This is a genomic window from Rathayibacter iranicus NCPPB 2253 = VKM Ac-1602 (assembly GCF_003149025.1).
In the GTDB taxonomy this organism is placed as follows: Bacteria; Actinomycetota; Actinomycetes; order Actinomycetales; family Microbacteriaceae; genus Rathayibacter; species Rathayibacter iranicus.
Genome location: NZ_QGDV01000003.1, coordinates 25,045 through 50,349, shown reverse-complemented (window position 1 = coordinate 50,349; position 25,305 = coordinate 25,045). Strand labels below are relative to the sequence as shown.

Below are 25,305 nucleotides of genomic sequence, written 5' to 3'. Positions count from 1 at the left end.
GACTTCGGGAACGATAAGCCGACTGAAGTGTTGCGGCGTGCTTCACTTGCAGGTATGACTTCGCCAGGCATCGCCATGCAGACGAACCAGATTGAGGAGGTGGTCCTCCTCGATGAGACGGGAATCGCCGTCGGAGTCGCTGATAAAGCGACCGTCCACGACAGGGCCACTCCCCTGCATCTCGCGTTCTCCTGCCACGTTTTCTCCCCCGATGGGGCGCTCCTCGTGACGCGGCGAGCGCTCGGGAAACGCACCTGGCCGGGCGTGTGGACCAACTCGTTTTGCGGCCATCCCGCTCCGGGCGAGCGGATTGAGGAGGCTGTGGTGCGCCGCGCCGAGCAGGAGCTAGGGGCCCGTCTGGGCGGCCTGGAAGTAGCGCTGCCCGACTTCCGCTACCGGGCGGTTGACGCCTCCGGGATCGTGGAGAACGAGATCTGCCCCGTCTACACCGCGACCCTTGCAAGCCGCGACGCTCTCTCGCCGCGGGCCGACGAGGTCATGGACTACGAGTGGGTCGACCCTGCAGCGACGCTGGCCGCCGTGCGCGTCACCCCGTGGGCCTTCTCCCCGTGGCTGGTACTGCAACTCCCTCGCTTGCTGGCCTGACGCAGGCTGGTACCCCCGCTCGCGGGATGCCTCTTCGGTAGGCCTCCCTCGGGGTGGAGGGAAGTCAGTCGGTGTAGACGTCCGTGCGATGGAAGTTGAGGGACGAGCGGGAGGCGGTCGGACCACGCTGGCCCTGGTAGCGCGAGCTGTACTCGGCCGATCCGTAGGGCTTCTCGGCCGGAGAGCTGAGGCGGAAAAAGCACAGCTGGCCGATCTTCATTCCGGGCCAGAGGGTGATCGGGAGCGTCGCGACGTTGCTCAGTTCGAGCGTGACATGGCCGGTAAAGCCCGGATCGATGAACCCTGCCGTGGAGTGGGTGAGCAGGCCGAGCCTCCCGAGCGAACTCTTGCCCTCGAGACGCGCCGCAATGTCATCCGGCAGCGACACCTCCTCGTAGGTCGAGCCGAGCACGAACTCGCCAGGGTGCAGGATGAACGGCTCGCCTGCCGGAGTCTCGACCAGGTGAGTCAGCTCTGGCTGATCCTTCGCAGGGTCGATGTAGGGATAGCGGTGGTTGTCGAACAACCGGAAAAAACGATCGAGGCGCACATCGACGGACGACGGCTGGATCATCGACGCATCGTGCGGGGCCAGCCCGACGCGGCCGGCGGCGAGTTCGAGCTTGATGTCGCGATCGGAGAGCAGCACCAGGCGATCCTAGGGCGTGAGGCCGTCGCGAGCCTTGCTACGATGTCGTAGTGCGCCACTGCGGCGCCGCGCGAGTGTAGTTCAATGGTAGAACTTCTGCTTCCCAAGCAGATGGCGCGGGTTCGATTCCCGTCACTCGCTCCACTACTTCTCAGCTCATACTGTTCTCAGCTCATACTGAGAGACCTGCTTGTCGAGAGCCCCCGCCGTAGACTGACGCGACACCATGCGCAGATATAGCTTGACCCCGCGACCAAACTGGCGAGCGCGCTGCGATGAGGTCGGCTTCAGCTTCTACGACCTCCCGTCCGAGGGTGATCGGCCCTACTGGAATGAGTCGGCGGCCTACGGCTTCACCGGCGACGAGATCACGATGTTCGAGCGCGTCACGCAGGAGCTTTTCGACCTCTGCATGGAGGCGTGCGAGCACATCGTGCGGACGGGACGCTTCGCCGAATTTGGCATCCCCGGGCGCTTCCACGATCTGGTCAGAACCTCCTGGGACGAGGACGACCCGACTGTCTACGGACGCTTCGACCTCGCCTACGACAATGACCACACGGTCACGCTGCTCGAATTCAACGCCGACACCCCGACCTCCCTGGTCGAGACGGCCGCCGCCCAGTGGCAGTGGCTCATCGAGACCCGCGGGCCGGACGCCGACCAGTTCAACAGCCTGCACGAGCGGCTCGTTGAACAGTGGCGCCACCTGCGGCTCGAGCGCTGGCAGCTTAATGAGGGCGCCCGGCTGCACCTCGCGTCGCTGCATGACTCGGGAGACGGCCAACTCATTGTCGAGGACGCAGACACGGTGGCCTACATGGCCGAGACGGCCGCCCAGGCGGGCTTCGACCCCAAGCTCATCTTCGTGGAGGACATCCGATACGAACTGGACGGCGTCGGCTTTGTTGATGCCGACGGCGAGCCGATCCGGCGCATCTTCAAGCTGTACCCGTGGGAGTGGATGCTCGGCGAGCAGTTCGGCGGGCTCCTGCTGGACCGGCGTGAGCGCACGCGATGGGTGGAGCCTGCGTGGAAGCTGCTGCTCAGTAACAAGCAATTGCTCGTGGTGCTGTGGGAGATGTTCCCCGGGCACCCGAATCTGCTTCCCGCCTCCGCTCATCCGCTCGTCGGTCGGGCGCACGTGCGCAAGCCGCGCCTGGGCAGGGAGGGGGCGAACGTTACGGTCCTCGACGCCGACGGCACCGTCGTCGCCCAGAACGGCGGCGGCTACGGCGAGGAGGGCTTCGTCCATCAGGCCCGCGCGGAACTCGCTCGAGTCGACGGGAAGACGGTCGTGATCGGCAGTTGGATCGTCGGCGAGACTCCGGCCGGGATCGACGTGCGCGAGACGAGCGGGCCGATCACGGGCGACCTTGCCGAATTCGTCCCCCACTTCATCGAGGGCGGGCGCCCCGAGAACGCGGACGGGTCGCCCGTGTTCGGCCGACCCGAGCACCACCGAGCGCAGGAGGTCCGCGGCGACCGTCCGCAGAATGAGGAGAGGCAATGACCGAGCCCGAGCACACGGCTGCCGACGAGACCGCTGCCACTTCGCCCGACCGGCGCCGGTCGGGCAGAGTCGGCATCAGCGGGATCGCGGCACGGCGACGGGGACTACTGATCGGCGGCGCGGTCGCGGTCGGGGCGATCGGGCTGGCCGTCGCGCTCGCGGCCGGGAACCCGCAGACGGACGGCGTGGTCACGACGGGGGCGGACGGGGAGGACTACGTCATCCCCGAGAACGCCGAGCGCCCCGTCTACTCGAGCCGGGAGGACTGTCTCGCGGATGTTCGGGAACAGATTGCGAAGCTTCAGGCCGAGGGCGAGCCGGTAGGTGATGATCCGGAGCAGATCTGCGAATCGACCGATGAATACCGCGGCCACTACAGCGGCGGCCTCTGGCTCGGCCCCATCATCTTCCCGTCGTCACGCTGGAACTCGACCCGCGCGTCGAATTGGGCGACTGTCCCGTCCGGCGGCTTCGCGGCCCGCGGATCAACGCAGCCGGACGTCGTGCAGAAGGCGCCGGCGGGGTCGACCGTCGGCTCGCGCGCGACGCTCTCGGGGGGCTTCGGCGGCACAGGCAAGGCGGGCTTCGGGTCGCACGTCGGCGGCTGAACGGCGCCGCGTCAGCCCGCGCGACGCCGATTCGCCGACCGGGGCGGACCCGCCCGAAGATGCTCGCCGACGCGGCCGAGGATCCGCGCGAGATCGGCGGCATCACCGGCGGTGAGCGGTGCGAATAGCAGTCCGTGCACGGTGGCAATGTGTCCCGGGAACACGGTAGTCAGCACCTCGCGTCCGGCCGCCGTCATCGCGGCGACGGTGCTGCGCTCGTCATCCGGCCCCGGCGAGCGCGTAATAAGTCCGCGCTGCTCGAGCAGCTGCGCCTGATAGGTCAGGCCGCTGCGGCTGTAGACGACGCTGTCGGCAAGGTCGGTCATCCGTAGGTGCCCGTCGGGAGCGTCGCCGAGGCGCGCGAGGAGCTGGAACTGGACGTAGCTCAGTTGGCCGGCGTCACGGAGCTGCCTCTCGACCGCAGGTCGCAGGAGGCTGCCCACTTCAGTGAACGCGAGGTAGGCGCTGAGTTGCGTCGGCGTGAGCGCCGGAGGGGTCTCGGTCATCTGCCCATCGTACCTATTGCTTCGAAATCGAAGCAGTGCTATGGTCGCCACAGGTGCTTCGAATTGGAAGCAAACGAGAAGGGACACGACCATGAGCGACATGACGAGCGCACATGACCCAGGAACCGGCCTGATGAAGGCCGTGCGGTTCGAGAGGACAGGCGGGCCAGAGGTCCTGCGCTTCAGCGACATCGAACAGCCCATCCCCGGGCCGGGACAGGTGCGACTCCGAGTTGCAGCCTCGGCATTCAACGCGGCGGACGCCGGCATGCGGGGCGGGTTCCTGCCGATCCCCATCGAGCTCCCCCATATTCCCGGCTACGACGTCTCCGGCACCGTCGACGCGATCGGCGAGGGCGTCGACAGCGCGGCGGTCGGCGACGCCGTGGTCGCCTTCCTGCCAATGGAGCATGATGGCGGCGCGGCCGAGTATGTCGTCGCACCCGCCGAGGCCGTCGTCGCCGCCCCCACGAGCATCCCGCTCGTCGATGCGGCCGCCCTGCCCTCGGTAGCTCTCACCGCCTGGCAGGCCCTCTTCGACGACGGCCAACTCCAGGCGGGGCAGCACGTCCTCATCGTCGGCGCGGGCGGAGTGGTCGGCTCGTACGCCATCCAGCTCGCGAAGCGCGCCGGCGTGCATGTCATTGCGACCGCGAGCCCGCGCAGCATCGACGCGGTGCGCGCAGCCGGTGCGGACCGGATCATCGACCACACCGTCACGGACGTGCTCGGTGCCCTCGACGGGCAGGTCGACGTACTCCTGAACCTCGCACCGATCGAGCCCGGGCAGTTCGCCGACGCCGTGGCGGCCGTCCGCGACGGCGGCGCCGTCGTCAGCACGACCGCCTTCATGACGACCCCCGGCGACGAAAACCGCGGAGTGCGGGCGGCGACCGTGTTCGTCCGCGCCGACCGCGAACGCCTGACCGCGCTGGTGTCCCTGGTGGACGACGGCGCGCTCACTGTCCAGGTCGATCGCCGGATTCCACTGGCCGAGCTGCCCGCGCTGCACGCCGAAGCCGCGAACAGCGGAATCCGGGGCAAGGTCGTCGTCCTCCCCTAATCGCGACTGCGGCCGTGCGGTCGGTCGCGTCAGGCCAGGAGCGGAGGCGTCCGACGAGCTTGTCGATGCGATTCCGCGGGCCGACGACTCCGCGGGCCGACGACACCGGCCGCAAGGTACTCGAGCTCGTCGGGCGCTGCCGTAGCGACGGAGTGGAGGTACTCGTCGTCCACGCGGGTGGCCCGGGCCGCGTTCGCCCCTGCACCTCGACCTTCGCCGAGCCCTCAAGGTTCAACCAGACGTGCACGGCACGCTACCCGCTATGCGGCGCCATCCTCAGATCTCGGATTCGATCGGGAGCCGCTCCGAACCCGTCGACCAGGGGCGCGATTGCAGGAACACAAAGAGCGAAGACGCCGGTCGGCACTGAGGCTGGCAACGTGCGGCACCTGACTCCGTTCCAGCGCGACACGCCGGGCCGATCCTCGGAACCGCACTGGATTCGCGCCCGCGCACGGCAGGGTGGAGGCGTGAGTGAGCTCGTCCCAATCCCGTCGCCGGGCGTCGCCCTCGAGTACGGTACGCCCGGCCGCCCCGTGGTGGTCGTTCTGCACGATGTCTTCGGGCGCCTGCCGTGGCTCGAGCCGTTCGCCGAGGCGGTCTCGAAACACGGGTACCACGTGCTCGTTCCCGACCTCTACGACGGGTGGGCGACCCTCGCTCCGGAGGATGCCCGCGATCTCGCAGCGATGGCTGCGCAGGACCGCACGCTCGCCTCCGTCATCGAGGCCGTGCGGATCGGAGTCGCCGCCGGGGCGCCGCGCAGAGCGATCGTCGGCTTCGGCTTCGGTGGCCGGCTCGGGCTGCTCGCCGCAGGGACGGGCCTCGTCGACGCGGTCGTCGCCTACTACGCGGCCCTCGGCGCCGAGGAGCACGTGTTGGTGCCCTGTCCGACGCTCCTGCACTACGCGCAGCGCGACGAGTGGCCGGGAGGGGAGGATCCGGAGTCGTTTGTCGGTCGGCTGAAGGAGTCGGGCACGCCCGTGACGGCGCACACCTACCCGGATACCGAGCGCCACTTCGCGAACGGCAACCTGCGCGCGGCGGTCAGCCCCTCCTCCGCCGCGCTCGCCTATGCGCGGACGCTCTCATTCCTGAATCCGCAGCTCATCGACACCTGAGCGCTCAGCCCTGCACGTCGTGGAGGTGGTGCTGCACGTCGTGGAGGTAGTACCGCGCAATGGTGTCGACAGTGAAGGAGGCGCCGTCGCTGCGGCGACCAGGACGCTGCCATGCCGCTCCGGAGACGCCCTCGAACACGGAGGCGACGCGGTCGGCGGCCTCCACCAACTCTCGGCCGACGGTGGGCGGATCCTGCCGGTCATAGCGCTCCTCCACAGCGGTGACGTCCTGGTCCCAGTTGGGGTACAGCGGATCGTCGCCGTCGAGCATCAGCTCGACCCGGGTGCGGTAGAGGCGGTGGACGTCGCGCACATGCGCCGCGTACTCCAGAGGCGACCAGGTCTCGTCATCGGGGCGCCCCGCCGCATCGTCGCGCTCGAGGACAGAGGGCCACGCGGCGGCGTTCTCACGGATGAGAGCCGGAACCTCGGCCGGGTCGACGAGGGCGGCGTCGAAGCCGCAGTCGAGGCAGGGGCGCTCGAGCACCCACGTCCAGTCTTTGGTGTCGGGAGTGATCGGCATGGCACCAGAGTAGGCCGAGCGCTCAGCGGCGCGGCTGCGACTCAGCACGGGGAGGCCACACCTCGACACGGAAGGAGACGGTGTCGGAGCAGGACCATGACCGGCGACGTCCACCCCGTTTCCAAACCGACGAGAGCAGGGTTACGAAGAGAGGGAGTACAGCGCAGAGGCGCTGCTCGAAGGAGGTAAGAGACCATGCGCAGATCCCCCAATCGACTGCTGGCGACTCTCTTCGGAGCCGTCTACGTCGTCGTTGGCCTTCTCGGCTTCGTCGTGACCGGAGGCGTGCAATTCCTCGCGACGCAGGGCGGGCTTCTGCTCGGCATCTTCGAGGTGAATCCACTGCATAACATCGCGCACTTGCTTATCGGCGGGGCCCTGCTGATTGCAGGTCTGTCGACAGTATCTGCGGCGAAGACGGTGAACATCACCATCGGAGCGGTCTATTTGGCGCTGGGTATCGTCGGGTTCTTCCTGGTCGATACGGCGGTGAATGTGCTCGCGTTGAACACCGCCGATCACTTCCTCCACCTGGCTAGTGCGCTGGTGCTGCTGGGAGTCGGACTCGGCACCGAGAAGTCGGCGAGGACGCGCACCGCCGCGACCGCCTGACCCCGGGCGGCTCCTGCCGCCCCTTGAGACTCCGTCCGCCGCGGACCCGCCGTTTTCCGCGGCGGACGGACTAGACGGCCTCGGACGACACGATGCGGTGTGTCGATCCGGGGCCTCCTTCTTTTCTCCGCAATTCAGGGATCGGAGATGCCATGACCACCGTGGCCCGCTGCAACGCTGCCTTCGCCGGACTGGGCGCCGGACTCGTCCACCTTTCGCTCGCCGCGGGGGGCGTCGCGCCCTCAGCGCCGGTCCTCGGCGCTCTTGGAATAGCTGAGTTGCTCTGGTCTGTGCTGGTGTTGGCCCGCGGACGCCTCCTCCTGCCGCGGACGGCACTCGTCGTGGCGGCCGCCTCTCTCGCTGCCCTCGCGGCGGCCCTCGCAGCCGGGATCCTCCGGGAGCCGCTGCCCGCGCTCAGCGCGGCGGTGTTGCAACTGATCGCCGCCGCCGTGGTCGCCGTGTCACTGCGCTCCTCGCCCGGTCAGGAGCGCCCCATCTCACCGTCCCGCGTGGTTCTTGGAATGCTCGCGGGCGCCCTCACCGTCTCGGCGCTCGCGACTCCGGCACTCGCTGCCTCCTCGGGCGGCTCAGGCGAGATGGGCGGGATGATGACCTCGGTCGTTGACGGTGGACATCACCACTGACACCCCTGGTCACTGCGGCTCCGCTCGGCTAAGGTAAGGCCAACCTAAGTCGTGGAGGGAGGCCGCCGTGTCGAACGTGATCCCGTTCTCCGAGGCCCTGCGCCAGCGCATCGGGCAGTCTGGTGCCGACGATGAGGGTGCTGCCTTCATGACATCGCTGATGACCGGCTCCGGCAGCCGCGACGACTACATCGCGCTGATCTCGCAGCACTACTTCGTTTACGAGGCGCTGGAGGCCGTCGCCGAGGATATGGCAGGCGATCCGGTCGCCGCCCCGTTCCTCTCGGCCAAGCTGACCCGGCTCCCGGCGATTGCGGAGGACCTGCGCTTCTTGGTCGGCGAGGACTGGCGCTCGCGAATCAGCCCGCTCCCCTCGACCCGGGCGTACGTCGAGCGCATTCGCACGGTCGCGGCCGGCTGGAGCGGCGGCTTCGTCGCGCACCACTACACGCGCTATCTCGGCGACCTCTCCGGTTGTGCCATCGTGCGCGCCCTGCTGCAGCGCCGTTTCGGCTTCGAGACCAACGGAGTCGGCTTCTTCCTCTACGGCGAGATTGCCGCTCCCTCCGCATTCCGGGCGACCTACCGTGAACAGCTCGATCGCGCCGGCTGGGACGAGGCCGAGCGGGAGCGCGTGATCGCCGAGGTCGCAGAGGCCTACCGCCTCACGACGGAACTCTTCCGCGACCTCGCTCGCACCCGCGCGGCCGCATAATCCGCCCGCCGGATCAGGCTCCCGCCGCCCCCGCGACACCTGCCGGTTCAGCGCGCCGCTCCGACATGAAGCGCAGGACATCCTTGTCGACGATGATGTCGCTCGGGCGCAGTGGACGGGTGAGATAGAGGCCCTCGAGGCTCGTGATTCGGCTGAGCGCGACATACGTCTGGCCCGGCGCGAACGCGCGCTGGCCGAGGTCGACCACCGCCGAATCGTACGTCTTACCCTGCGACTTGTGGATCGTGACCGCCCAGGCGAGGCGAAGCGGGAACTGCGCGAACTCCGCAACGATCTCGCGGGTCAGCTTTTTCGTGGCCGCGGAGTAGGAGTAGCGGTAGCGCTCCCAGGTGGCCGGCGCCACCTCGTGCACCTCGCCGTCTACCTCGACCCAGACCGTGCCGGCGACCTTCGTCACCCGACCGATCGTGCCGTTCACCCAGCGTTGATCGGAGTCGTTGCGCAGGAACATCACGTGCGCGCCGATCTTGAGCTCGAGCTTCTGATCCGCCGGGTAGGCGCGGCCACCGAAGTCGCCGCTGATCTCGGCAGAGGCCGTCTTGAGAGGACCCGTGAGGCGGGCGAGCGCCGTCTGGTTGATCCGGTTGACGGCGTCGTTACGGGTGGCGAGAGTGATGGCGTCGTCGGCAGGCGGAGTGCGGGCACCAGCCGCGTTAAGGACGTCGGCGATGTCCTTCGTCACCATGCCGAATCGGACCGCGTTGAGCATCCACTTGAAGCGCTCGTCGCTCTGCCGGTGGATCGTGCCAAGCTCCACGATGCGCAACGGCGCGTCCTGCCAGACCAGCGCGTCGAAGAACCACAGCGAGCGGTAGCGGTCGGCGAAGTAGGCTCGCTCCTCCGGGTCGCCGGGAACGGGCGCGAGCTGGAACGGGTCGCCGAAAAGGACGACCTGGACGCCTCCGAACGGCTCGGAACGCCGCTGCCGCGCCTGACGCAGACTGCGGTCGATCCCGTCGAGGAGATCGGCATTGACCATCGAGATCTCGTCGATCACCAGCGTGTCGATGGTGTTCAGAAGCTTGCGCAACTCCGGCGGCTGATCGAGATCGGAGTCGGCGATGACCCCGATCGGCAAGCGAAACAGCGAGTGGATGGTCTGCCCGCCGACGTTGAGCGCCGCGACGCCGGTGGGCGCGCAGATGACGATCTGCTTCTCGGTGTTCCAGCTCAGGTGGTTGAGGAGGGTGGACTTGCCGGTGCCCGCACGACCGGTGACGAACAGGTGCTCGCGCGTGTTCTCGATGAGGTCGAACACCCGCTGCTGCTCGTCGGAGAGGGTCGGCTCGGTCACCGGTCTACTGTACCCGCGCGTCCTCGGCCGTTCGCGGCCTCCCGCCGGGTCGACGTCACGGAGGGACCCGCGTCAGCCGCGTCTGCCGAGCGCGGCAAGTCGGTCGTTGTAGGCCGTCAGCTCGGCCTCATTCGTGCGGTCGGCCTGGCGATCGCGGCGCTTGGTCTCGCGGGCGTCGGAGCGGCTCCACATCATCGCGACGATGATCGCCAGCGCGAGGGTCGGTATCTCGCCGATGCTCCACGCGATACCGCCAGCCGCCTGCTGGTCGGCGAGGGCGGACGTGCCCCAGCCCATCGCTCCATACCAGTCGGCGAGCAGAAGGCCCTCGCCCGTCATCAGTGCGAGGCCGAAGAAGGCATGGAACGCCATCGTGCCCAGCAGCAGCAGCAGTCGCATCGCGTAGGGGACCCTGTGCACGCTGGGGTCTACCCCAATGAGAACGCTGACGAAGAGGTAGCCCGTGATGAGGAAGTGCACGATCATCCACTCGTGGCCGATGTGGTCGGTCGTCGCCCAGCGGAACAGCGGTGAATAGTAGAAGCCCCAGAGGGAGCCGACGAAGAGCAGGGCCGCGACGATCGGATGCGAGATCGCGGTGGCGAAGCGGGAATGCACGGCGAGCAGCACCCACTCGCGGGCACCACGGGAGCCGTCGGTACGCCGGACCGCCGCACGCGCGATCAACGTGACCGGTGCGGCGGGGACGAGCAGCAGCGGCACCGCCATCGTGAGGACCATGTGCGCGACCATGTGCGCGCTGAACAGGTACTTCTCGTAGGCGTTCACGCCACCGTTGGTGATGTACGCGAGCAGAAGCATCCCGGCGATCCAGAGGATCGTGCGGTGCAGAGGCCAGTTATCGCCGCGACGATGCAAGCGGACCACTCCGCCGACGTAAAAGGCAATCCCGAACGAGCAGACCAGGAGCCAGACGAGGTCGACGTTCCAGAGAGTCACGAAGTTCATGGCGCTGGCGGGCGGCGGCAGCGGCTCACCAGTGAGCAGCTGCGCCGGGGTGGGGTCGGCGAGCTGGCTGGCGGCGATCTGATCGACGGGAGTCGCCGTGCGTGCGAGGGCCGCGGCGACTCCGGAAGCGATACCCATGAAGGCGATTTCGGCGCCGACCAGCCACCAGAAGCTGCGGCCGCCCGATCCTCCCGCGGAGCGCATCCGCGCGATCAGGAAGCGCCGCTGCACGACACCGAAGAGGCCGAGCGCGATCAGCGCCGCCACCTTGACCAGCACGAGGATCCCGTAGCCGGTGAGCAGGTTGTCGAAAGTCGCCAACCGCAGTTCGGCGCTGATGTAGCCGGAGGCCGCAACGACAACGAAGCTAACGAGCGCCAGGCTGGAGTAGCGCTCGATCACGGGCAGGAGGCGCGAACCGCTCAGCATCGGCCGCAGGGCGACAACCGTGATGAGGCCACCGAGCCAGACCGCCGCGAAGATAAGGTGCAGACCGAGTGCGGTCACCGCCGCGTCGTGCCCGCTGGCTCCGGCCGCATGGCCCTGCTGCGCCATAGGCAGCAGAGCGAGCAGAGAGAGGGCGGTGACGAAGACGAGCGCCGTCTGGTTGCGGACGGCAAAGCAGAGGACCGTCGTGACCGCAGCCAGCAGGGTCGTGATGAGCCACGCCTGGCCAACCGGAATGCTGCCGACGAAGTAGCTGAGCTTGGTGCCGAAATCACGGTCGAGGCTGAAGGGAGTCTGCGTCACGCTGAGGAAGGTGAAGAAACCCGTGACAGCGCTTGCGGCGGCGAAAAAGGCGGCACTCGCCGCGGCGACGTCGAGGGCAATCGAGAACTCGGTGCGAGGCTCCGACGCGGGGGCGATGGCGGTGCGGCTCGTCGCGGAGCGAGAGACGCCACCAGCGGAGGTGACGGTGAGAGCGCGGGTGTTCTCGGGGTTCCCGATTCGAGGACTGAGCGCGCGGGGGCTGAGCGCGAAGAGTGTCAGCACGAGCGAGCCGATCATGCCGGCCGCACCGAGATTGACCGCGAGCTTCGCGATCGGAAGACCGTAACGAACCACCGGGCCCGGATCGCTGAGCAGTTGGGGGGCGGCACCCCCACCGAAAGCCAGCGCCGCGAGGAGTGCGACGAGCGACGCTGCGACAAGCGCGAGCGCGGGGCCGACGATCCGGACGGTTCGATTCACTCCCCCAGCCTACGTTCCACGGCGGGTCACCAGCCGTCCGGCCACGACGACGGCCCCGACGATATGTCGGGGCCGTGCCGGAGATCGTGACTACTTGGCGGCGGCCTTGAGCTTGGTGCCGGCCGAGACCTTGACCGAGTGACCGGCGGCGATCTCGATGGTCTCGCCCGTCTGCGGGTTGCGACCGGTGCGCGCGGCGCGGGAGGTGCGCTCGACGGCAATCCAGCCGGGGACGGTGACCTTCACGTCGTTGGAGACGGAGTCGGCGAGGGTGGCGAAGAGCGAGTCGAGGACGCCGTTGACGGCGGCCTGGCTCTGACCGGAGTCGGCGGCGATCTTCGCGACGAGCTCGGTGCGGTTGAGCGACTTGTCAGCCATGGAGTGTCCTCCCAGGACGTTCGCGCTGTTGAGAACAGCTGGTTGTGGTGGATCGTCCTCGGCCGGGGACGGATGCCCTCAGCCAGTCGGACCGTCGGTAACCTACCAGCCCGATCCCCGAATCCTCGCGATTCCGGCCTCAGTAGGCCCGGAATGACGGCGATCTACCCCTCTTCGACGCTCTCACGGCTCCTCCACAGGCAGAGCGGGTCCTCTTCTCTCCACCGATTGACCGGCAGAGCCTCCCTGCGGCGTGCTCACTCGGCAGGATCGGCGCATGGCGATCAGCATCCTTCCCCTCTCTCCCGGGCACACCCGGGCCACGCGTCCCTCCCCCTGGCGCACTCGGCGGCGCACTCCGCACGGGCGCTTCCGCGAGCCGGGGTTGGTGGCCCTGGCATGGGGGGTGCTCGCGTTGGCCTCGTCGGTGCACCCGCTCTGGTCGGTGCCCGCAATCGCCGTGGCCGTGGTCGCCGGAGCAGCAGCGGCCAGGGCACTGCCGTGCCGAGGCGAACGGCGGCCGGCCGCAGCCGGTCTCGCGTGTGCAGCGCTCGCACTGCTCGTGTGCTCGATCACCGCGCCGGCGGCGGTCGGGGCGGGCTTCGCACTGCTGGGGTGGCTCGCCGCGCTGCGGCCGGGACCGTAAGCGGCACGCACGCTGCGAGCCGGGCGTCCACGGTGCGGCCTTACTCAGTGCGGGACTCCCCAGTGCGGGACTCCCCAGTGCGGGCGTCCACGGTGCGGGCGTCCTCGCTACAGTGGCGGACGGCGCGCGCTCGAGCGCGCCGGAAGGGCGACGACGATGGCGCAGACGGACGGTTGGATCTCGACGGCGATCTGGTGGCACGTCTATCCGCTCGGATTTACCGGAGCCCCGACGGCGGCCGAGACCGGGCCGACGGCGGACGAGGAGCCGCGGCATCGGCTCCAGGCCCTGCTTCCCTGGCTCGACGATCTGCTGGCGCTGGGCTGCAACGGTCTGCTGCTCGGACCAGTGTTCGCCTCCAGCACCCACGGCTACGACACGATCGACCACTTCCGGATCGACCCCCGCCTTGGCGACGACAGCGACTTCGACAAACTTGTGGCGGCCTGCCGGGAGCGCGGTATCCGTGTGCTCCTCGACGGCGTCTTCAACCATGTGGGCCGCGAGCACCCCTGGTGGCGAGCGGCAGTCGAGGCTGGCGAGGGGTCTGCGGAGCTGGCACGCTTTTCCCGGAGCGACCGCTCGCAGGTGGTCGACGGACTCCACGTCGACGTCTTCGAGGGCCACGACGCTCTCGTCGAACTCGACAACGGTCGTACCGAGGTAGCGGAGTACGTTTCCTCGGTCCTCCTCCACTGGCTCGAGCGCGGGATCGACGGCTGGCGCCTCGACGCCGCATACGCGGTGCCACCCGAGGCTTGGAGAGCGGCGATCGAACCGGTGCGCGACCGCTTCCCCGAAGCGTGGTTCGTCGGCGAAGTCATCCACGGCGACTACGCGGGCTACGTGCGCGAGTCCGGCCTCGACTCCGTCACGCAGTACGAGCTGTGGAAGGCGGTGCGCAATTCGATCCAGGAGGCGAACCTGTTCGAACTCGCGTGGTCGCTCGAGCGCCATGATGGCTTCGTCGCAGAGTTCCCGCCCCTCACCTTCGTCGGCAACCACGACGTCACCCGCCTCGCCAGCGCGATCAGCGACGAGCGCCACCACGGCCATGCCACCGCGATCCTCGGCTTCGTCGGCGGGGTCCCGAGCATCTACTCCGGTGACGAGCGCGGGCTGCGCGGTGTGAAGGAGGAGCGGATCGGCGGCGACGACGCCATCAGGCCTCCGTTTCCCGCCGACCCGGCCGAGTGGCCGCGCGGCGCGGCGTACCGCACTCACCAGGAGGTGATCGCCTTCCGTCGTCGGCATCCGTGGCTTGTCAGCGCCCGCATCCGCACAGTCGACCTCACGAACACCGCGGTACTGCTCCTCGCCGAGGGCAACGAGGGGCAGACGGCCAGGCTCGCACTGAACCTGGGCGAGGAGACGGTCACCGTCGGCGGAGTGCAGATCGCACCGCACGCCTGGGCACTGCACGACTGATCCGACCGGGCTCGCCGCTCCCCACGACCTCGTCGCCGACCCGGAGCCGTCCGATCCGCAGCGGCGTTGAACTCAGCCCGCGGCCTGGGCACGCAGGTCGATCTCGATCTCCGTCGCGTCCAGCGCAGCCAGGACCGACGCGAGCACGTCGGCGTCGAAAGTACCGTCGTCCCGCGCGTCGAGCAGCGCCGAGCGCTGCGCCGCGATCACCGCAAGCCGGTGAGTCCGCGCAGCCTCGAACGCGGCTCGACTGCGGTCCTCCGGAACCGGGATGGGAGCCGCCACGGCCTCAGCGCTTGTCCGCAGCAGCCCGTAGATCCGCTCGCGCTCGGCTGCCGACTCCGTCGCTCGAGCTTCCCCGTCGACCTGCGGTGCGAGCAGGCGCAGCAGGGGTCCAATCGTGCCACCCTGGATCAGGAGCGAGAGGGCGGCGACCGCGAACGCGATCAGCACGAGTACCGAGCGCTGAGGAGTGTCCTCGGGCAGGGTCTGCGCTGCGGCGACCGTGACGGCACCGCGCATGCCCGCCCAGACCACCGCGGTGCCGTCACGCCAGCCGAGCGGTTCGCGCACGAAATATTCCATATCGGCGAGCATCCGCCTCAGCCGAACCGAGAAGCGGTCAAGATCCCGCGCGGACGGCCGACGGCGACGGCGACCCAGCGACTCCAGACTGTCGCGACGCCCCTCCGGCGTGGTCATCTGCTCGTTCAGCCCCTCGACCCGCGGTCGCATCCGCTCGCGCAGACGACCTCGACTCGCCAGCACCGCCAACAGGGGGCCGACATACGCCGCGCGCACCAGCAGTGTGAGCAGCAGCGCCCCGGCGGCCACGAGAACGGCGGGCCACACTCCGGCGTGGTCTTCCTCGACGCTCGTGACGATCGAGCGCATCTGGAGCCCCATCGCCAGGAACACGACACCCTCGAGGACAAGTTCGACGGTTCGCCAGTTCTGAGAGTCAGAGAGCCGGTTGCGCGGCGAGAGCTCCCGCGGCGCGCGAACACCGGTCACGACACCCGCGACGACCGCGGCGACGAGACCGGACGCGCCAAGCAGCTCGGCGGGCACGGCGGCGAGGAACGGAACCGTGAAGGAGAGAACGGTGGTGACCGTCGGGTCGGCGATGCGGCGGCGCACGGCGAGGTCAAGCGCCCCCACCGCGATGCCGAGCGCCAGGGCGAGAGTCACGGAATAGGCGAAGGAGCCGACCGCTCCCCAGAACGAGAAGCCCGCGGCCGCCGCGACGATCGCCGTACGCAGAAGCACCAGCGCGGTCGCGTCATTCAGCAGGCTCTCACCGTCTAGCATCGCGACGACCCGCCGCGAGACGGCGGTGCCCTTCACGATCGAGGTGGCCACGGCGTCCGTAGGGCTGACGATGGCGCCTAACGCGACACCCCACGCGAAACCGAGATCCGGGACTGCCACGAGGAAGAAGAGCCCGAGAACGAGAGAGGTGCCGACCACCAGCAGCACCGAGAGGCCGCCGATCGCACCGAATTCGCGGCGAAAATTCATCGCCGGCATCGACACTGCGCTGGAGTAGAGCAGCGGAGGCAGAATCCCCTGCAGCACCCATTCCGGCTCAATCACCACCGGCGGCAGCATCGGCAGGAAACTCGCGCCCACTCCCATCACCACGAGCACGAGCGGTGACGCGATGCCGAGGCGCGGGCCGAGCACGGCCGCAGCTGCGACCGCCACCAGCGCGGTCACGATCACGACGAGGAGTGCTGTCACTCGCTCAGCCTGGCAGTTCGACTGTCCGGCGTCACTCCGCGGGCGTCGGAGCGTGCACCGGCATCAGGACCCCCGCCTGGATGTCAGCGAGGAAGTCGGACCGCACTACGCGCGCCTCGATGTCCATCGCCCCGGAGGTCCAGCCGTCGCCGAAGGGATGGTTCTCGTCGAGGAGGACGTGACCCGGAGTTCCTGAGCGGCCGAGGACGCCGGCGACGCGACCGGTGGGATCGTAGAGCGCATGGTCGAGGAGGGGAGCGAAGACGTCGTACGCGGCGAACTCCTCGCGAGTCCCGATGAACACGGGCATCAGCTCCTCCCCCTCGCGCAACCCGTTCGGCCACCAGCGGAAGCGGTCGACCAGGTGGTGGCACGACGTGCAGGACGGTGAGAAGAAGACGAGGTGAGTAGTGGGGCGCGAGAGTTCCTCCAACGACAGGCGCTCGCCCGTGGCCGTGGCGAGTTCGAGCCGGTCGGCGTCGGCAGAGGCGTCAGCGTTGGCCGAGCTATGGGAGGCGGTACCGGCCCGCTCCGCCGCCGCACGACGGTCACGCACCAGCACCAGTGCGACCGCGGCGAGGGCTGCCGCCAGGCCTGAGGCAACGGTCGCGGCCAGGCCCCCTCCCGATTCGGCGAGCAGGGCGGACGGCGCGGTGGCACCGGCGAGGCCGGCCAGAGCAAGCGCCAGCAGGGCAGCGTTGCGCGCAACGGTGCGACCGGTCATTCGCGTCGACCCGAGCCCACCAAAGCACTCGCAATCGACCGGCTCAGGGGCCCGGGCGGCTCGGATCGCGACCACGAGGAAGACGACGTCGAGCAACGCCACCGGAGCGAGTGCTACTCGGTGCAGCGGGGCCGGCGCCAGGACGACCGCCGCCCCGAGCGCGATCTCGATAAAGGGAAAGGCGGAGGCGAACCAGCCGCGATGCTGCAGAACACGCGGCACCCTCAGTGCGGCAAGGCTCGCCCGAAAGGACGCGACCCGGCCGAGCTTAAGCGCACCGCTCACCACGAGCACCGCTCCTGCACACCACGCGGCTACCGCGAGAACAACCTCCAGCATTCGATGTCCTCTCGGTCGGCTTCTATCCCGCAGGACCATACCGCCTGCGGGAGCCTGCCTGCTCCCTGGGCGGAGAACGGGGTGGCGGAGGCGCGAACGGCGTGCTGCGAGCGGCGACGTGCCTCCCTTCGGCGCGCCCATGAACGCCGCCGCGGTCAGCTCCGTCAGGAACGGCACTCGACGACCACCCTGAGCCACCGGCGGCTGAGTCCTCCTCGCCGTACACTGCGAGAGGATCGGAGGGGATATGCACGAACGCCGGGCGCGCGAGGGGCGACGCCGCACCGAGGCGACCGCTCCTGCTGTCGAGGCCGTCCCCGCGGCACCCCCGACCGACCGTGCCCGTGACGCTGCCGGCGATGTCGCCCCCGGGATGCGCATCGCCGCCGCCTGGTCGTGGCGCTTCCTCGCCGTAGCCGCCGTCCTCTACCTCCTCGTGCGGCTCGTGTCGCTGCTCCCCGTCGTCGTCGTGCCCGTGCTCGTCGCGCTGCTCCTGACGGCCCTGCTCGCCCCGCTCCGTGACCGGCTCGAGCGCCTGCGCCTCCCCCGCGGCGTCGCGGTCCTCGTCTCGCTCCTCGCGATGCTCCTCGCCCTCGCCGGGCTCGTCGGCCTCGTGATCGTGCAGTCGCGCTCCGGGTTCAGTGGGATCGGTCAGCGGGCGCTCGACGCTGTCGAGAGTGTCGAGAAGTGGCTGCAGGGCCCGCCGCTCTCCTTCTCGAACGTGCAGCTCGGCGACTGGGCCCAGCACGCGATCACCTGGGCCGACACGCAGGCGTCGACCATCGCCTCCGGCGCGCTCGCCGTCGGCTCCCAAGTGGCCGAGGTCGTCGCCGGAACACTGCTCACCCTCTTCTCGCTGATCTTCCTGCTGCTCGACGGGCGACGGATCTGGCAATGGATTCTCCGCCTGCTGCCGCGGCGCGCGCGACCGGCGCTGGAACGCGCAGGTGCGGCCGGCTGGCAGACACTCAGTCACTTCGTGCTCGCTCAGCTGGGGGTCGCCGGCATCAACGCGGTCGGCATCGGGATCGGAGCGCTCGCCCTGCAGCTACCGCTGGTCGTGCCGATCGCGATCGTGGTGTTTCTCGGCTCCTTCGTCCCCATCCTCGGTGCGATCGTCACCGGAGCGCTCGCCGCGCTCGTGGCCCTGCTCTTCAGCGGACCGGTCGCCGCACTCGTGATGGTGGGCGTCGTGATCGTCGTCCACCTGCTCGAAGGCCACGTGCTACAGCCGCTCATCCTCGGGACGGTGGTCAAGGTGCATCCGCTCGCCGTTGTGCTCGGCGTCGCGACCGGACTCGAGATCGCGGGACTGGCCGGTGCACTGTTCGCCGTGCCGACGATTGCGACGCTCAACGCGGCGATCACCGCGATGCGCTCCGCGGGCACGGGCACGGGCACGGGCACGGGCACGGGATGAGCGCATTCGATCCTGGCTCGCGGCCGGGCTCGACGGTGCTGCCCGCGCTCGCCTGCCCGGTCTGCGGCGGGGCACTGACACCCGACTCGCTGCCGCAACCCGCGTCCCTCCGCTGCGCTCTCGGGCACACTGCCGACCTCGCCCGCCAGGGCTACGTCTCCCTCCTGCGCGGCCGGCACGCGACCTCGGGAGACACCTCCGCCATGGTGCAGGCGCGCGCGGAGCTGCTCGGGTCGGGGCACTACCGGGCGATCCAGGAGGCGGTGGCCGCGGCAGTCCCCCACGACGCCAGGCTCGTCGTCGATCTGGGGTGCGGCACGGGCGCGTACCTCGCGGCAGTGCTCGATGCGCGCCCGGACGCTGACGGGTTGGGGCTGGACCTCTCAGCGTCTGCCGCCCGCCGCGCGGCCCGATCCCATTCCCGCGCAGCCGTCGCCACCGCCGACCTCTGGCAGCCGCTCCCGCTCCGTGACTCCTGCGCCGACGCGCTGCTCACGGTCTTCGCCCCGCGCAACGCCCCGGAGATGCGGCGGATACTGCGGCTGGGCGCAGTCGCGGTGGTGGTCACCCCGCGCGAACGGCATCTGCACGAGATCCGCGAGCGGTTCGGGATGCTCGGCATCGACCCGGGCAAGGCAGAACGGCTTGACGAGCAACTGTCCGGGCTCTCCGCCGTCGGACGGGACGAGATCGACCACACGGTCGCGATGACCGCGGCCGAGCTGCGCGCAGAGGTACTCATGGGCCCGAGCGCGCACCACGTGGATCCGGTAGCGCTCGACACGGCGCTGGCCGGGGTGACGGGAACGACGACGGTCACCGTGGCGGTGACAGTCTCGCGATTCGTGCGAGAGGAGTAGAGGGTCAGAAGGAGTCGCGGCGGCGCTCCTGGTCAACAACGGCGGCGCGGTCGGCGAGGCGGCGCAGGCCTGCGAGGGGCTGCGCCATCCGATGGTTGCCGGCGAGGACCGGCTCAACGCGGTCGAGGAACGCCCAGTACCCCGCGGTAACCGGGCAGGCGTTCTCACCGAGGCGCACCTTGGGATCAAACCGGCAGCCGCCGCAGTAGTCGGACATGCGGTTGATATACGCGCCGCCGGACGCGTAGGGCTTGGTCGCGACGACGCCGCCGTCCGCGTGCTGCGACATCCCGATGACGTTCGCCGGCATCACCCACTCCGTTCCGTCAACGAAGACATCGACGAACCAATCGTTGAGTTCGGCGGGATCCCAGCCGCGCTGCAAGCCCCAATTTCCCAGCACCATCAGACGCTGGATGTGGTGCGCCCAGCCATGCCGGCGGACGTCGTCGAGCGTCTCGCGCAGACAGTTCGCCTCGATGCCAGTCGGATCGAGCGAGAGCAATTCAGTGGGCAGTGGGGCGGAGGCGCCCAGCGCACGACTGCGCGTCCGATACTCGGGTCCGAGGTACCAAAAAAGGTTCCAGACGTAGTCGCGCCAGCCGAGGATCTGGCGGATGAACCCCTCCGTCGCGGCGATCGGCGCGCCTCCCGCCGCATACTCCGCCTCGGCGGCGGCGATGACCGCGCGCGGGTCGAGCAGGCCGAGGTTCATCGGCGCGCTCAGGAGGGAGTGGGCCATGGTCCAGTCGCCCGAGAGCATCGCGTCCTCATACGTCCCGAAGTCAGCCAGGCGCGAGGAGACGAAGTCGGCGAGCGCTTCCTCCGCCTCTGCAGCGGTCGCCGCGAACCGGCGAGGCCCGTCGGCGCCGAGCAGACGGATCGCACCCTCCGCCTCCCAGCGGGCGAGGTCGGCACGCACCTCCTTGTCAATGTCGTCCTCCTCGGGCCACCATGGTTCGGGCAGACCCAGGCGGGAGGCTCCCTTGGGCGGCGGCTCGCGGTTGTCCTGGTCAAAGTTCCAGCGCCCACCCTCCGGCTGGTCGCCGCGCATGAGCACGCCTGTGCGCTCGCGGCCCCAGCGGTAGAAGTCCTCGAGCAGCAGGCGCTTCCCGGAGCGGGCCAACGCCCACTCGCGGAAGTCCTCCTCCGCGGTGAGGAAGCCACGGCTGGGCAGGATGCTCATCCCGACTCGACGCGCAAGCCGGCGGCCACCCCGGGTCGGCGGGTCAATGACCTCCAGATCGTCACGGCCTGACAGCGCCTCGGCGAAGGTGTCGGCCTGGACGTACTCGGCGCGATCTCCCAGCTCCCGGGCGCGATGACGCAGAGCCGAGAGGAGTAGCTGCGCCTTCGCGCGGTGCATGGGCCGTCTCCCGAACGCGGAGCGGGCCTCGACGAGGAGCATCGGCCCGCCGTCGTCGAAGACCGGTCCGAGCTGGCCAATCGCGATCCAGCGGGTGCGAGGGGGTCTGCTCATGCTCGGAGGCTAAACGCACGCCTCGAGTGCGGCTAGGAGTTGCGCGGCACGGATGTGCAGGCGCAATACCTTGCACGCCCAGCCACGATGCAGAAGTGTCAGACCGAGCGCGGCCGATCCGACCGCGCACGACCGCGATGAGGCGAGGAGGCCGCTATGGCCCACGAGAACGAGAACCACGAGAGCGAGCGGGGGCGGCACCTCGCTGAGGGCACTGACGCCGAGGAGACGGAGGGCGGGTACACCTCGACCGACGGCGTCTCGCACACGTCCGAAGAAGAAGAGGGCAGCTATATCAACACGTCCACCAATAAGGAGGACAGCTCCCAGAAGGGCAGCTACGTCGACACGGGCGCGGCAGGCACCGGCTCCGAGGGCGAGGGCGAGTACACCGACCGCGACGAGTGACCGGGAGCCGGCGGGGCACCGCGCCTCAGCAAGCGCGGGCGGCTTCGCCGAACATCTGGGCGTCAGCGGCCCGCGGAGCCTCCTGAGTTGCCGGGGGATTGACCGCTGTTTCCCGGGGAGTTACCGCTGTTTCCGGGCGCGTTACCGCTGTTTCCAGGAGCGCCATTGCCGTTGTTCCCGTTGCCCGTATTACCGGTTCCGGGAGTTCCCATTCCGGTCGGCTCCTCCGTGGGTTGCGCGGGCTGCTCCGGCTCGGCCGGAGTCTCGGCGGGCTCCGACTGCTCGGGTGAGGGGGCGGGATCGTCCTCGGTCTCGGCGGGCGCGGGAGCCTCCTCCGGTTCCTCCTCGACCGGAGTCGTCTCCTCCGGCGCGGGCTCGCTACTCGGAGTCGCGGGCGGAGTCGTCTCTGCGGCGCCGGTGATCAGGGCCTCGAGGTCTGCGCGGACGACATCGACGCGCGCCTGCACGGTCCTCGCACGCTCGGCCGTCACCGACCCGCCGGCGAGAGCGGAGTCGAGGGCGACCTGCAGAGCATCGAGAGCGGTGACCGCCCCCCGATAATCGCTGGTCGACGCTTTCTCGGCCACAGCGATCACGGCAGCATCCAGGGTCTGCGCTGTCTCGTTGTCGATCCCCGGAGCCGAAGCGGAGCATCCGCTCAGAAGGAGGATCGTGGCGAGAACAGCGCCGGACGCGCGCAGTTGAAGACGCTTCACGAGCGGATGCTCTCGCGCAGCTGGCGGAGATGTTCGCCGAGGTCGCCGTCGACCGCGGGCAGCGGCGACTGCGGGCTGTCGAACAGGATGACCGCGAGCCCGACCGCGACCGCGACCAGCACGAGGACCAGGACGAGCAGCCACGGGTTCGGCCCGGAGCGACGCGACCTCGCGGGAGCCGGTCCCGTGCGAGGCGCCGAAGCACCCCGCTCCGACGGAGCCAGAACATCTGTGGTGGGGTGGCCCGTCTTTTCGGAGCGACGCGTCGGCGCGAACGACTCCGGCCCCGCGACCGTCGGCTCCATGACCTCGGTGGCGGGGTAGTCCGTCGACTCGTGGACCGGGAGAAGCCGCGTCGCCGACGAAGGCACGTCCGGCACGACGATCGCCGTCGGCGGAACGTCCCGTCGAGGGTCGATCAGGCGACGCGCCGACTCCGAGACTTGGAGTGCGCTCGGCCGCCCACCGGGCTCACGTCGAGTCATCGCACCCAGGAGAGAGGACCAGCCGCTCCCGAGCGACTCCGATACCTCGGGGTCGCGCAGCAGCCGCGCGAGTGTGACCTCGATGGCCGAGCCGGTGAACGAGCGACGACCAGTGAGCGACTCCAGGAGCACGAGCCCGAGCGAGTAGACGTCGCTCGCGGCCGTGAGCGGCTCGCCGTGGGCCTGCTCAGGACTGAGGTAGGCAGCGGTGCCGATCAGCGTGCCGGGGGCCGTGATCCGTGTCGCGTCGATGAGCGACGCAATACCGAAGTCGGCGAGTTTGGGCCGGAACTCGCGGCTCGTCAGCGGACTCGGCACGAGGAGGACGTTCGACGGCTTGACATCGCGATGCACGACTCCGGCCGCGTGGACCGTATGCAGAGCCTCACCGAGATCGGCGGCCATCGAGGCGACGTCGTTCGGGGCGACGGGCCCGGAGGCGAGGCGTTCGGAGAGGCTGGGGCCCTCAGCGAGCTCCATCACCATGTATGCCTGACCGTTGGTGTCGTCCCCGCCGTCGTGCGCGTCGTAGAGAGTGACCAGCGCCGGATGATTCAGAGCCGCCAGCAAGCGGATTTCGGAGGCCTTGCGCTGCAGGTCCTGCGCATCGTCGATATCCGACGCAAACATCTTCAGCGCGACCGGTCGGCCCAGGATCTCGTCGCGGGCGCGGTACACCGTCGCCATTCCTCCGCGCCCGATGAGCGCCTCGACCGTGTACCGCCTGCCGATCGTCATGCCGACGACAGGGGTCTCGCCTGTCCGGTGGGATGCCACGGATCCTCCTCGCGCGGGTGCTGCGGCGTGTGCCGCGCCCCCCCGGTGCGACCGTTCTCCCAGGGTAGTACGTCCTCCCTTGACGCCATCCGAAGCACGGGAGCAGAGCTGTCAAGCCGGTGCTTGCCGCTGCGTCCGGACGTAGCGTCGAAGGTCACGATGAGAGGCGACGACATGGATCAGAACCGTACGGAACACAACGACCAGGGCTCGACGATCGGCGCGCCGGACGGGGCAGCGCCGGCCACCTCCTCCGAAAGCGAGACGATCGAGAAGGACATGGCCGAGTCTCCCGGTAGTGAGCGCGAGACCGAGGCGAAGCAGGACGAAGACCCGGCCGCGAGCCGCACAGACGTCTCCGGCTCGGCACACGTCACCGCCGTGCCCGGCACCGGTGGCCCGGACGACGTGGGGACCGTCGAGGTCGACCCCGATGAGGTCTCGCTGAACGGCAAGCCGTTCCCGGGCCACGCCGGCACGAAGTAGAGCGCCGGGGAGGGGAGGGGCCGCGGCTCCGCTCCTCCTGCTACGGAGTGGCGGATGGTTCGCGCATAATCGGCGGACGAGTGAACGGGTCCTCCCACTTCGGGAACGGAACGAACCTGCCGGGACGAGACGTGAACGGCGTATCCGTCGCATCCCGGCCGCCAATCGCAATTATCAACTCGGTAGAATCATTCGACCAAAACAACTCGCTATACACATCGAGCGAATAACGGCCATTATCACGCACCGCCCACGCCACCCGATAACCATCACCCGTCATGCCCCAAATATCGTGAGACCCCGACATAGCCCGGATATAATACTTCCAGCCCTTCTCCTCGAAATACCGGCGCATCGGCTCCAAACCCGCCTCATCACCCGACCCACCCGGCACAACCTGAAGACGGCTCGCCATAAGGTAATAGCTATTCGTGTGGTTGGATCCCGCCAGCGGCCCGCCGACGCCGCCCGCGCCGCCCCCATAAGGCACTCGGTCACCTCCGATCCAGGTCCACTCTCCGTCGCTGATCTGCAACTGCGCATCCCGCAGCAACTCCTCCACATGCGCATAACGCTCCGCCGCGAGAGCGAACTCCTGCTCCTGACTCAACCCCGCGACCTCTTCCCGGGTTAGACCTGCCGCATCCCTCACGTTCCGCTCCTCTCCCGCGCCGCACCCGCTCACCAGCAGCACCACTAACGCGAGCACGATCATCCGCCACGGCCAACGCCGCGCTCCCTTCGCCCCCTCCACTCCTATGACCGCGCAGGCGGTTCGCGCATGATCGGCGGGCGAGTAAACGGGTCCTCCCACTTCGGGAACGGGATGAAAACACCCGGCCGCGACGTGACCGGCGTGTTCGTCGTATCCCGGCCGCCAATCGCGATCGTCAGTTCGGTCGAATCATTCGACCAAAACAACTCGCTATACACCTCGAGTGAATAACGGCCGATATCACGCACCGCCCACGCCACCCGATAACCATCACCGGTGATGCCCCAAATGTCGTGAGTCCCCGACATTTCCCGGACGTAATACTGCCAGCCCTTTTCCTCAAAATACCGGCGCATCGGCTCTAAACCCGCCTCGTCGCCCGAACCGCCCGGCACATCTTGATACCGACCAGCCTCAAGGTAATAAGTGTTCCCACTGTTCGACCCCGGGAGCGGCCCGCCGACTCCGCCCGAGCCACCGCCGTGCGGAAGCCAGTCGACGTCGATCCAGGTCCACTCCCCGTCGCTGATCTGCAACTGCGCCTCCCGCAGCAACTCCTCCACATGCGCATAACGCTTCGCCACGAGAGCGAACTCCTGCTCCTGACTCAACACCGCGACCTCTTCCCGCGTCAGACCCGCCGCATCTCTCACGTTCCGCTCCTC

General features: G+C 69.0%; 27 protein-coding genes and 1 tRNA gene. 15 read left to right on the top strand and 13 right to left on the bottom strand.

Annotated features, from left to right (window positions below):
* The first annotated feature begins 54 nt into the window (after positions 1-54).
* Complete coding sequence (gene idi, locus B0H03_RS04395; RefSeq protein WP_237399322.1) at positions 55-606, top strand: isopentenyl-diphosphate Delta-isomerase; 552 nt, start codon at positions 55-57, stop codon at positions 604-606.
* 64 nt (positions 607-670) lie between these two features.
* On the opposite strand, the gene dcd is transcribed toward idi, so the two are convergent.
* Positions 671-1,255, bottom strand: a complete 585-nt coding sequence (gene dcd / locus B0H03_RS04390; RefSeq protein ID WP_104265426.1) for a dCTP deaminase — start codon at positions 1,253-1,255, stop codon at positions 671-673.
* A gap of 70 nt (positions 1,256-1,325) precedes the next feature.
* Here dcd and B0H03_RS04385 point away from each other — a divergent pair.
* From B0H03_RS04385 to B0H03_RS04375, 3 genes are all read left to right on the top strand, one after another.
* Positions 1,326-1,399, top strand: a tRNA-Gly gene (locus B0H03_RS04385).
* A gap of 82 nt (positions 1,400-1,481) precedes the next feature.
* Positions 1,482-2,768 (top strand): glutathionylspermidine synthase family protein, encoded by a 1,287-nt coding sequence (locus B0H03_RS04380; RefSeq protein WP_104265427.1) that lies wholly within the window; start codon positions 1,482-1,484, stop codon positions 2,766-2,768.
* A complete protein-coding gene (locus B0H03_RS04375) occupies positions 2,765-3,376 on the top strand; it encodes a hypothetical protein (protein WP_104265428.1) in 612 nt (203 codons plus the stop codon). The genes B0H03_RS04380 and B0H03_RS04375 overlap by 4 nt, the downstream gene beginning before the upstream one ends.
* Before the next feature lie 11 nt (positions 3,377-3,387).
* Here B0H03_RS04375 and B0H03_RS04370 read toward each other — a convergent pair whose 3' ends face one another.
* Entirely contained in the window at positions 3,388-3,882 is a 495-nt protein-coding gene (locus B0H03_RS04370) for a MarR family winged helix-turn-helix transcriptional regulator (protein ID WP_104265429.1), read from the bottom strand.
* A gap of 133 nt (positions 3,883-4,015) precedes the next feature.
* Here B0H03_RS04370 and B0H03_RS04365 point away from each other — a divergent pair, with 133 nt between their 5' ends.
* Complete coding sequence (locus B0H03_RS04365; protein ID WP_104265430.1) at positions 4,016-4,945, top strand: NADP-dependent oxidoreductase; 930 nt, start codon at positions 4,016-4,018, stop codon at positions 4,943-4,945.
* Between the two features lie 470 nt (positions 4,946-5,415).
* Positions 5,416-6,066 (top strand): dienelactone hydrolase family protein, encoded by a 651-nt coding sequence (locus tag B0H03_RS04360; RefSeq protein ID WP_104265467.1) that lies wholly within the window; start codon positions 5,416-5,418, stop codon positions 6,064-6,066.
* A 4-nt stretch (positions 6,067-6,070) separates the two neighbouring features.
* Here the strand turns inward: B0H03_RS04360 and B0H03_RS04355 are convergent, their stop codons facing one another.
* Entirely contained in the window at positions 6,071-6,589 is a 519-nt protein-coding gene (locus B0H03_RS04355; RefSeq protein ID WP_104265468.1) for a DinB family protein, read from the bottom strand.
* 195 nt (positions 6,590-6,784) lie between these two features.
* On the opposite strand from B0H03_RS04355, the gene B0H03_RS04350 reads away from it, so the two are divergent.
* The 3 genes from B0H03_RS04350 to B0H03_RS04340 all read left to right on the top strand — a co-directional run bounded on the left by B0H03_RS04350 (position 6,785) and on the right by B0H03_RS04340 (position 8,560).
* Positions 6,785-7,201: a DUF4383 domain-containing protein gene (locus B0H03_RS04350; RefSeq protein ID WP_104265431.1), complete on the top strand. Its 417-nt coding sequence runs from the start codon at positions 6,785-6,787 to the stop codon at positions 7,199-7,201.
* A 152-nt stretch (positions 7,202-7,353) separates the two neighbouring features.
* Positions 7,354-7,845 carry a hypothetical protein gene (locus B0H03_RS04345; RefSeq protein ID WP_104265432.1) on the top strand — a complete coding sequence of 164 codons (492 nt, stop codon included), beginning with the start codon at positions 7,354-7,356 and terminating at the stop codon, positions 7,843-7,845.
* A gap of 67 nt (positions 7,846-7,912) precedes the next feature.
* The gene (locus B0H03_RS04340; protein ID WP_104265433.1) at positions 7,913-8,560 is read left to right on the top strand and encodes a biliverdin-producing heme oxygenase; all 648 of its coding nucleotides are present in this window, start codon (positions 7,913-7,915) and stop codon (positions 8,558-8,560) included.
* A gap of 13 nt (positions 8,561-8,573) precedes the next feature.
* Here the strand turns inward: B0H03_RS04340 and B0H03_RS04335 are convergent, their stop codons facing one another.
* From B0H03_RS04335 to B0H03_RS04325, 3 genes are all read right to left on the bottom strand, one after another.
* Positions 8,574-9,875, bottom strand: coding sequence for an ATP-dependent DNA helicase (locus B0H03_RS04335; protein ID WP_104265434.1), 1,302 nt, complete (start codon positions 9,873-9,875; stop codon positions 8,574-8,576).
* 72 nt (positions 9,876-9,947) lie between these two features.
* Positions 9,948-12,035, bottom strand: a complete 2,088-nt coding sequence (locus tag B0H03_RS04330) for a bifunctional copper resistance protein CopD/cytochrome c oxidase assembly protein (protein WP_104265435.1) — start codon at positions 12,033-12,035, stop codon at positions 9,948-9,950.
* Positions 12,036-12,125: 90 nt separating this feature from the next.
* Positions 12,126-12,413 (bottom strand): HU family DNA-binding protein, encoded by a 288-nt coding sequence (locus tag B0H03_RS04325; RefSeq protein ID WP_104265436.1) that lies wholly within the window; start codon positions 12,411-12,413, stop codon positions 12,126-12,128.
* A gap of 277 nt (positions 12,414-12,690) precedes the next feature.
* Between B0H03_RS04325 and B0H03_RS04320 the strand changes: the two genes are divergently transcribed.
* Entirely contained in the window at positions 12,691-13,059 is a 369-nt protein-coding gene (locus B0H03_RS04320; RefSeq protein WP_104265437.1) for a hypothetical protein, read from the top strand.
* Positions 13,060-13,215: 156 nt separating this feature from the next.
* On the top strand, positions 13,216-14,487 hold the full coding sequence (locus tag B0H03_RS04315) for an alpha-amylase family glycosyl hydrolase (RefSeq protein WP_104265438.1): 1,272 nt from the start codon (positions 13,216-13,218) through the stop codon (positions 14,485-14,487).
* A 72-nt stretch (positions 14,488-14,559) separates the two neighbouring features.
* Here B0H03_RS04315 and B0H03_RS04310 read toward each other — a convergent pair whose 3' ends face one another.
* Positions 14,560-16,230 carry a cation:proton antiporter gene (locus B0H03_RS04310; RefSeq protein WP_104265439.1) on the bottom strand — a complete coding sequence of 557 codons (1,671 nt, stop codon included), beginning with the start codon at positions 16,228-16,230 and terminating at the stop codon, positions 14,560-14,562.
* Positions 16,231-16,261: 31 nt separating this feature from the next.
* Entirely contained in the window at positions 16,262-17,293 is a 1,032-nt protein-coding gene (locus B0H03_RS04305; RefSeq protein WP_109714841.1) for a MauE/DoxX family redox-associated membrane protein, read from the bottom strand.
* Positions 17,294-17,540: 247 nt separating this feature from the next.
* Here B0H03_RS04305 and B0H03_RS04300 point away from each other — a divergent pair, with 247 nt between their 5' ends.
* Complete coding sequence (locus B0H03_RS04300; protein WP_104265441.1) at positions 17,541-18,713, top strand: AI-2E family transporter; 1,173 nt, start codon at positions 17,541-17,543, stop codon at positions 18,711-18,713.
* Positions 18,710-19,573: a methyltransferase domain-containing protein gene (locus B0H03_RS04295; RefSeq protein ID WP_104265442.1), complete on the top strand. Its 864-nt coding sequence runs from the start codon at positions 18,710-18,712 to the stop codon at positions 19,571-19,573. The genes B0H03_RS04300 and B0H03_RS04295 overlap by 4 nt, the downstream gene beginning before the upstream one ends.
* Positions 19,574-19,577: 4 nt before the next feature.
* On the opposite strand, the gene B0H03_RS04290 is transcribed toward B0H03_RS04295, so the two are convergent.
* Entirely contained in the window at positions 19,578-21,053 is a 1,476-nt protein-coding gene (locus B0H03_RS04290; RefSeq protein WP_104265443.1) for a cryptochrome/photolyase family protein, read from the bottom strand.
* A 156-nt stretch (positions 21,054-21,209) separates the two neighbouring features.
* On the opposite strand from B0H03_RS04290, the gene B0H03_RS04285 reads away from it, so the two are divergent.
* Entirely contained in the window at positions 21,210-21,461 is a 252-nt protein-coding gene (locus B0H03_RS04285) for a hypothetical protein (RefSeq protein WP_104265444.1), read from the top strand.
* Positions 21,462-21,523: 62 nt separating this feature from the next.
* Here B0H03_RS04285 and B0H03_RS04280 read toward each other — a convergent pair whose 3' ends face one another.
* Both B0H03_RS04280 and B0H03_RS04275 read right to left on the bottom strand, forming a co-directional pair.
* Positions 21,524-22,177: an outer membrane protein assembly factor BamD gene (locus B0H03_RS04280; RefSeq protein WP_104265445.1), complete on the bottom strand. Its 654-nt coding sequence runs from the start codon at positions 22,175-22,177 to the stop codon at positions 21,524-21,526.
* On the bottom strand, positions 22,174-23,439 hold the full coding sequence (locus B0H03_RS04275) for a serine/threonine-protein kinase (RefSeq protein ID WP_104265446.1): 1,266 nt from the start codon (positions 23,437-23,439) through the stop codon (positions 22,174-22,176). The genes B0H03_RS04280 and B0H03_RS04275 overlap by 4 nt, the downstream gene beginning before the upstream one ends.
* Positions 23,440-23,613: 174 nt before the next feature.
* On the opposite strand from B0H03_RS04275, the gene B0H03_RS04270 reads away from it, so the two are divergent.
* Positions 23,614-23,925 carry a hypothetical protein gene (locus tag B0H03_RS04270; RefSeq protein ID WP_202129869.1) on the top strand — a complete coding sequence of 104 codons (312 nt, stop codon included), beginning with the start codon at positions 23,614-23,616 and terminating at the stop codon, positions 23,923-23,925.
* Positions 23,926-23,965: 40 nt separating this feature from the next.
* Here B0H03_RS04270 and B0H03_RS04265 read toward each other — a convergent pair whose 3' ends face one another.
* Both B0H03_RS04265 and B0H03_RS04260 read right to left on the bottom strand, forming a co-directional pair.
* On the bottom strand, positions 23,966-24,640 hold the full coding sequence (locus B0H03_RS04265; RefSeq protein ID WP_104265447.1) for a hypothetical protein: 675 nt from the start codon (positions 24,638-24,640) through the stop codon (positions 23,966-23,968).
* 41 nt (positions 24,641-24,681) lie between these two features.
* Entirely contained in the window at positions 24,682-25,293 is a 612-nt protein-coding gene (locus B0H03_RS04260; protein ID WP_127843984.1) for a hypothetical protein, read from the bottom strand.
* Positions 25,294-25,305: the final 12 nt, after the last annotated feature.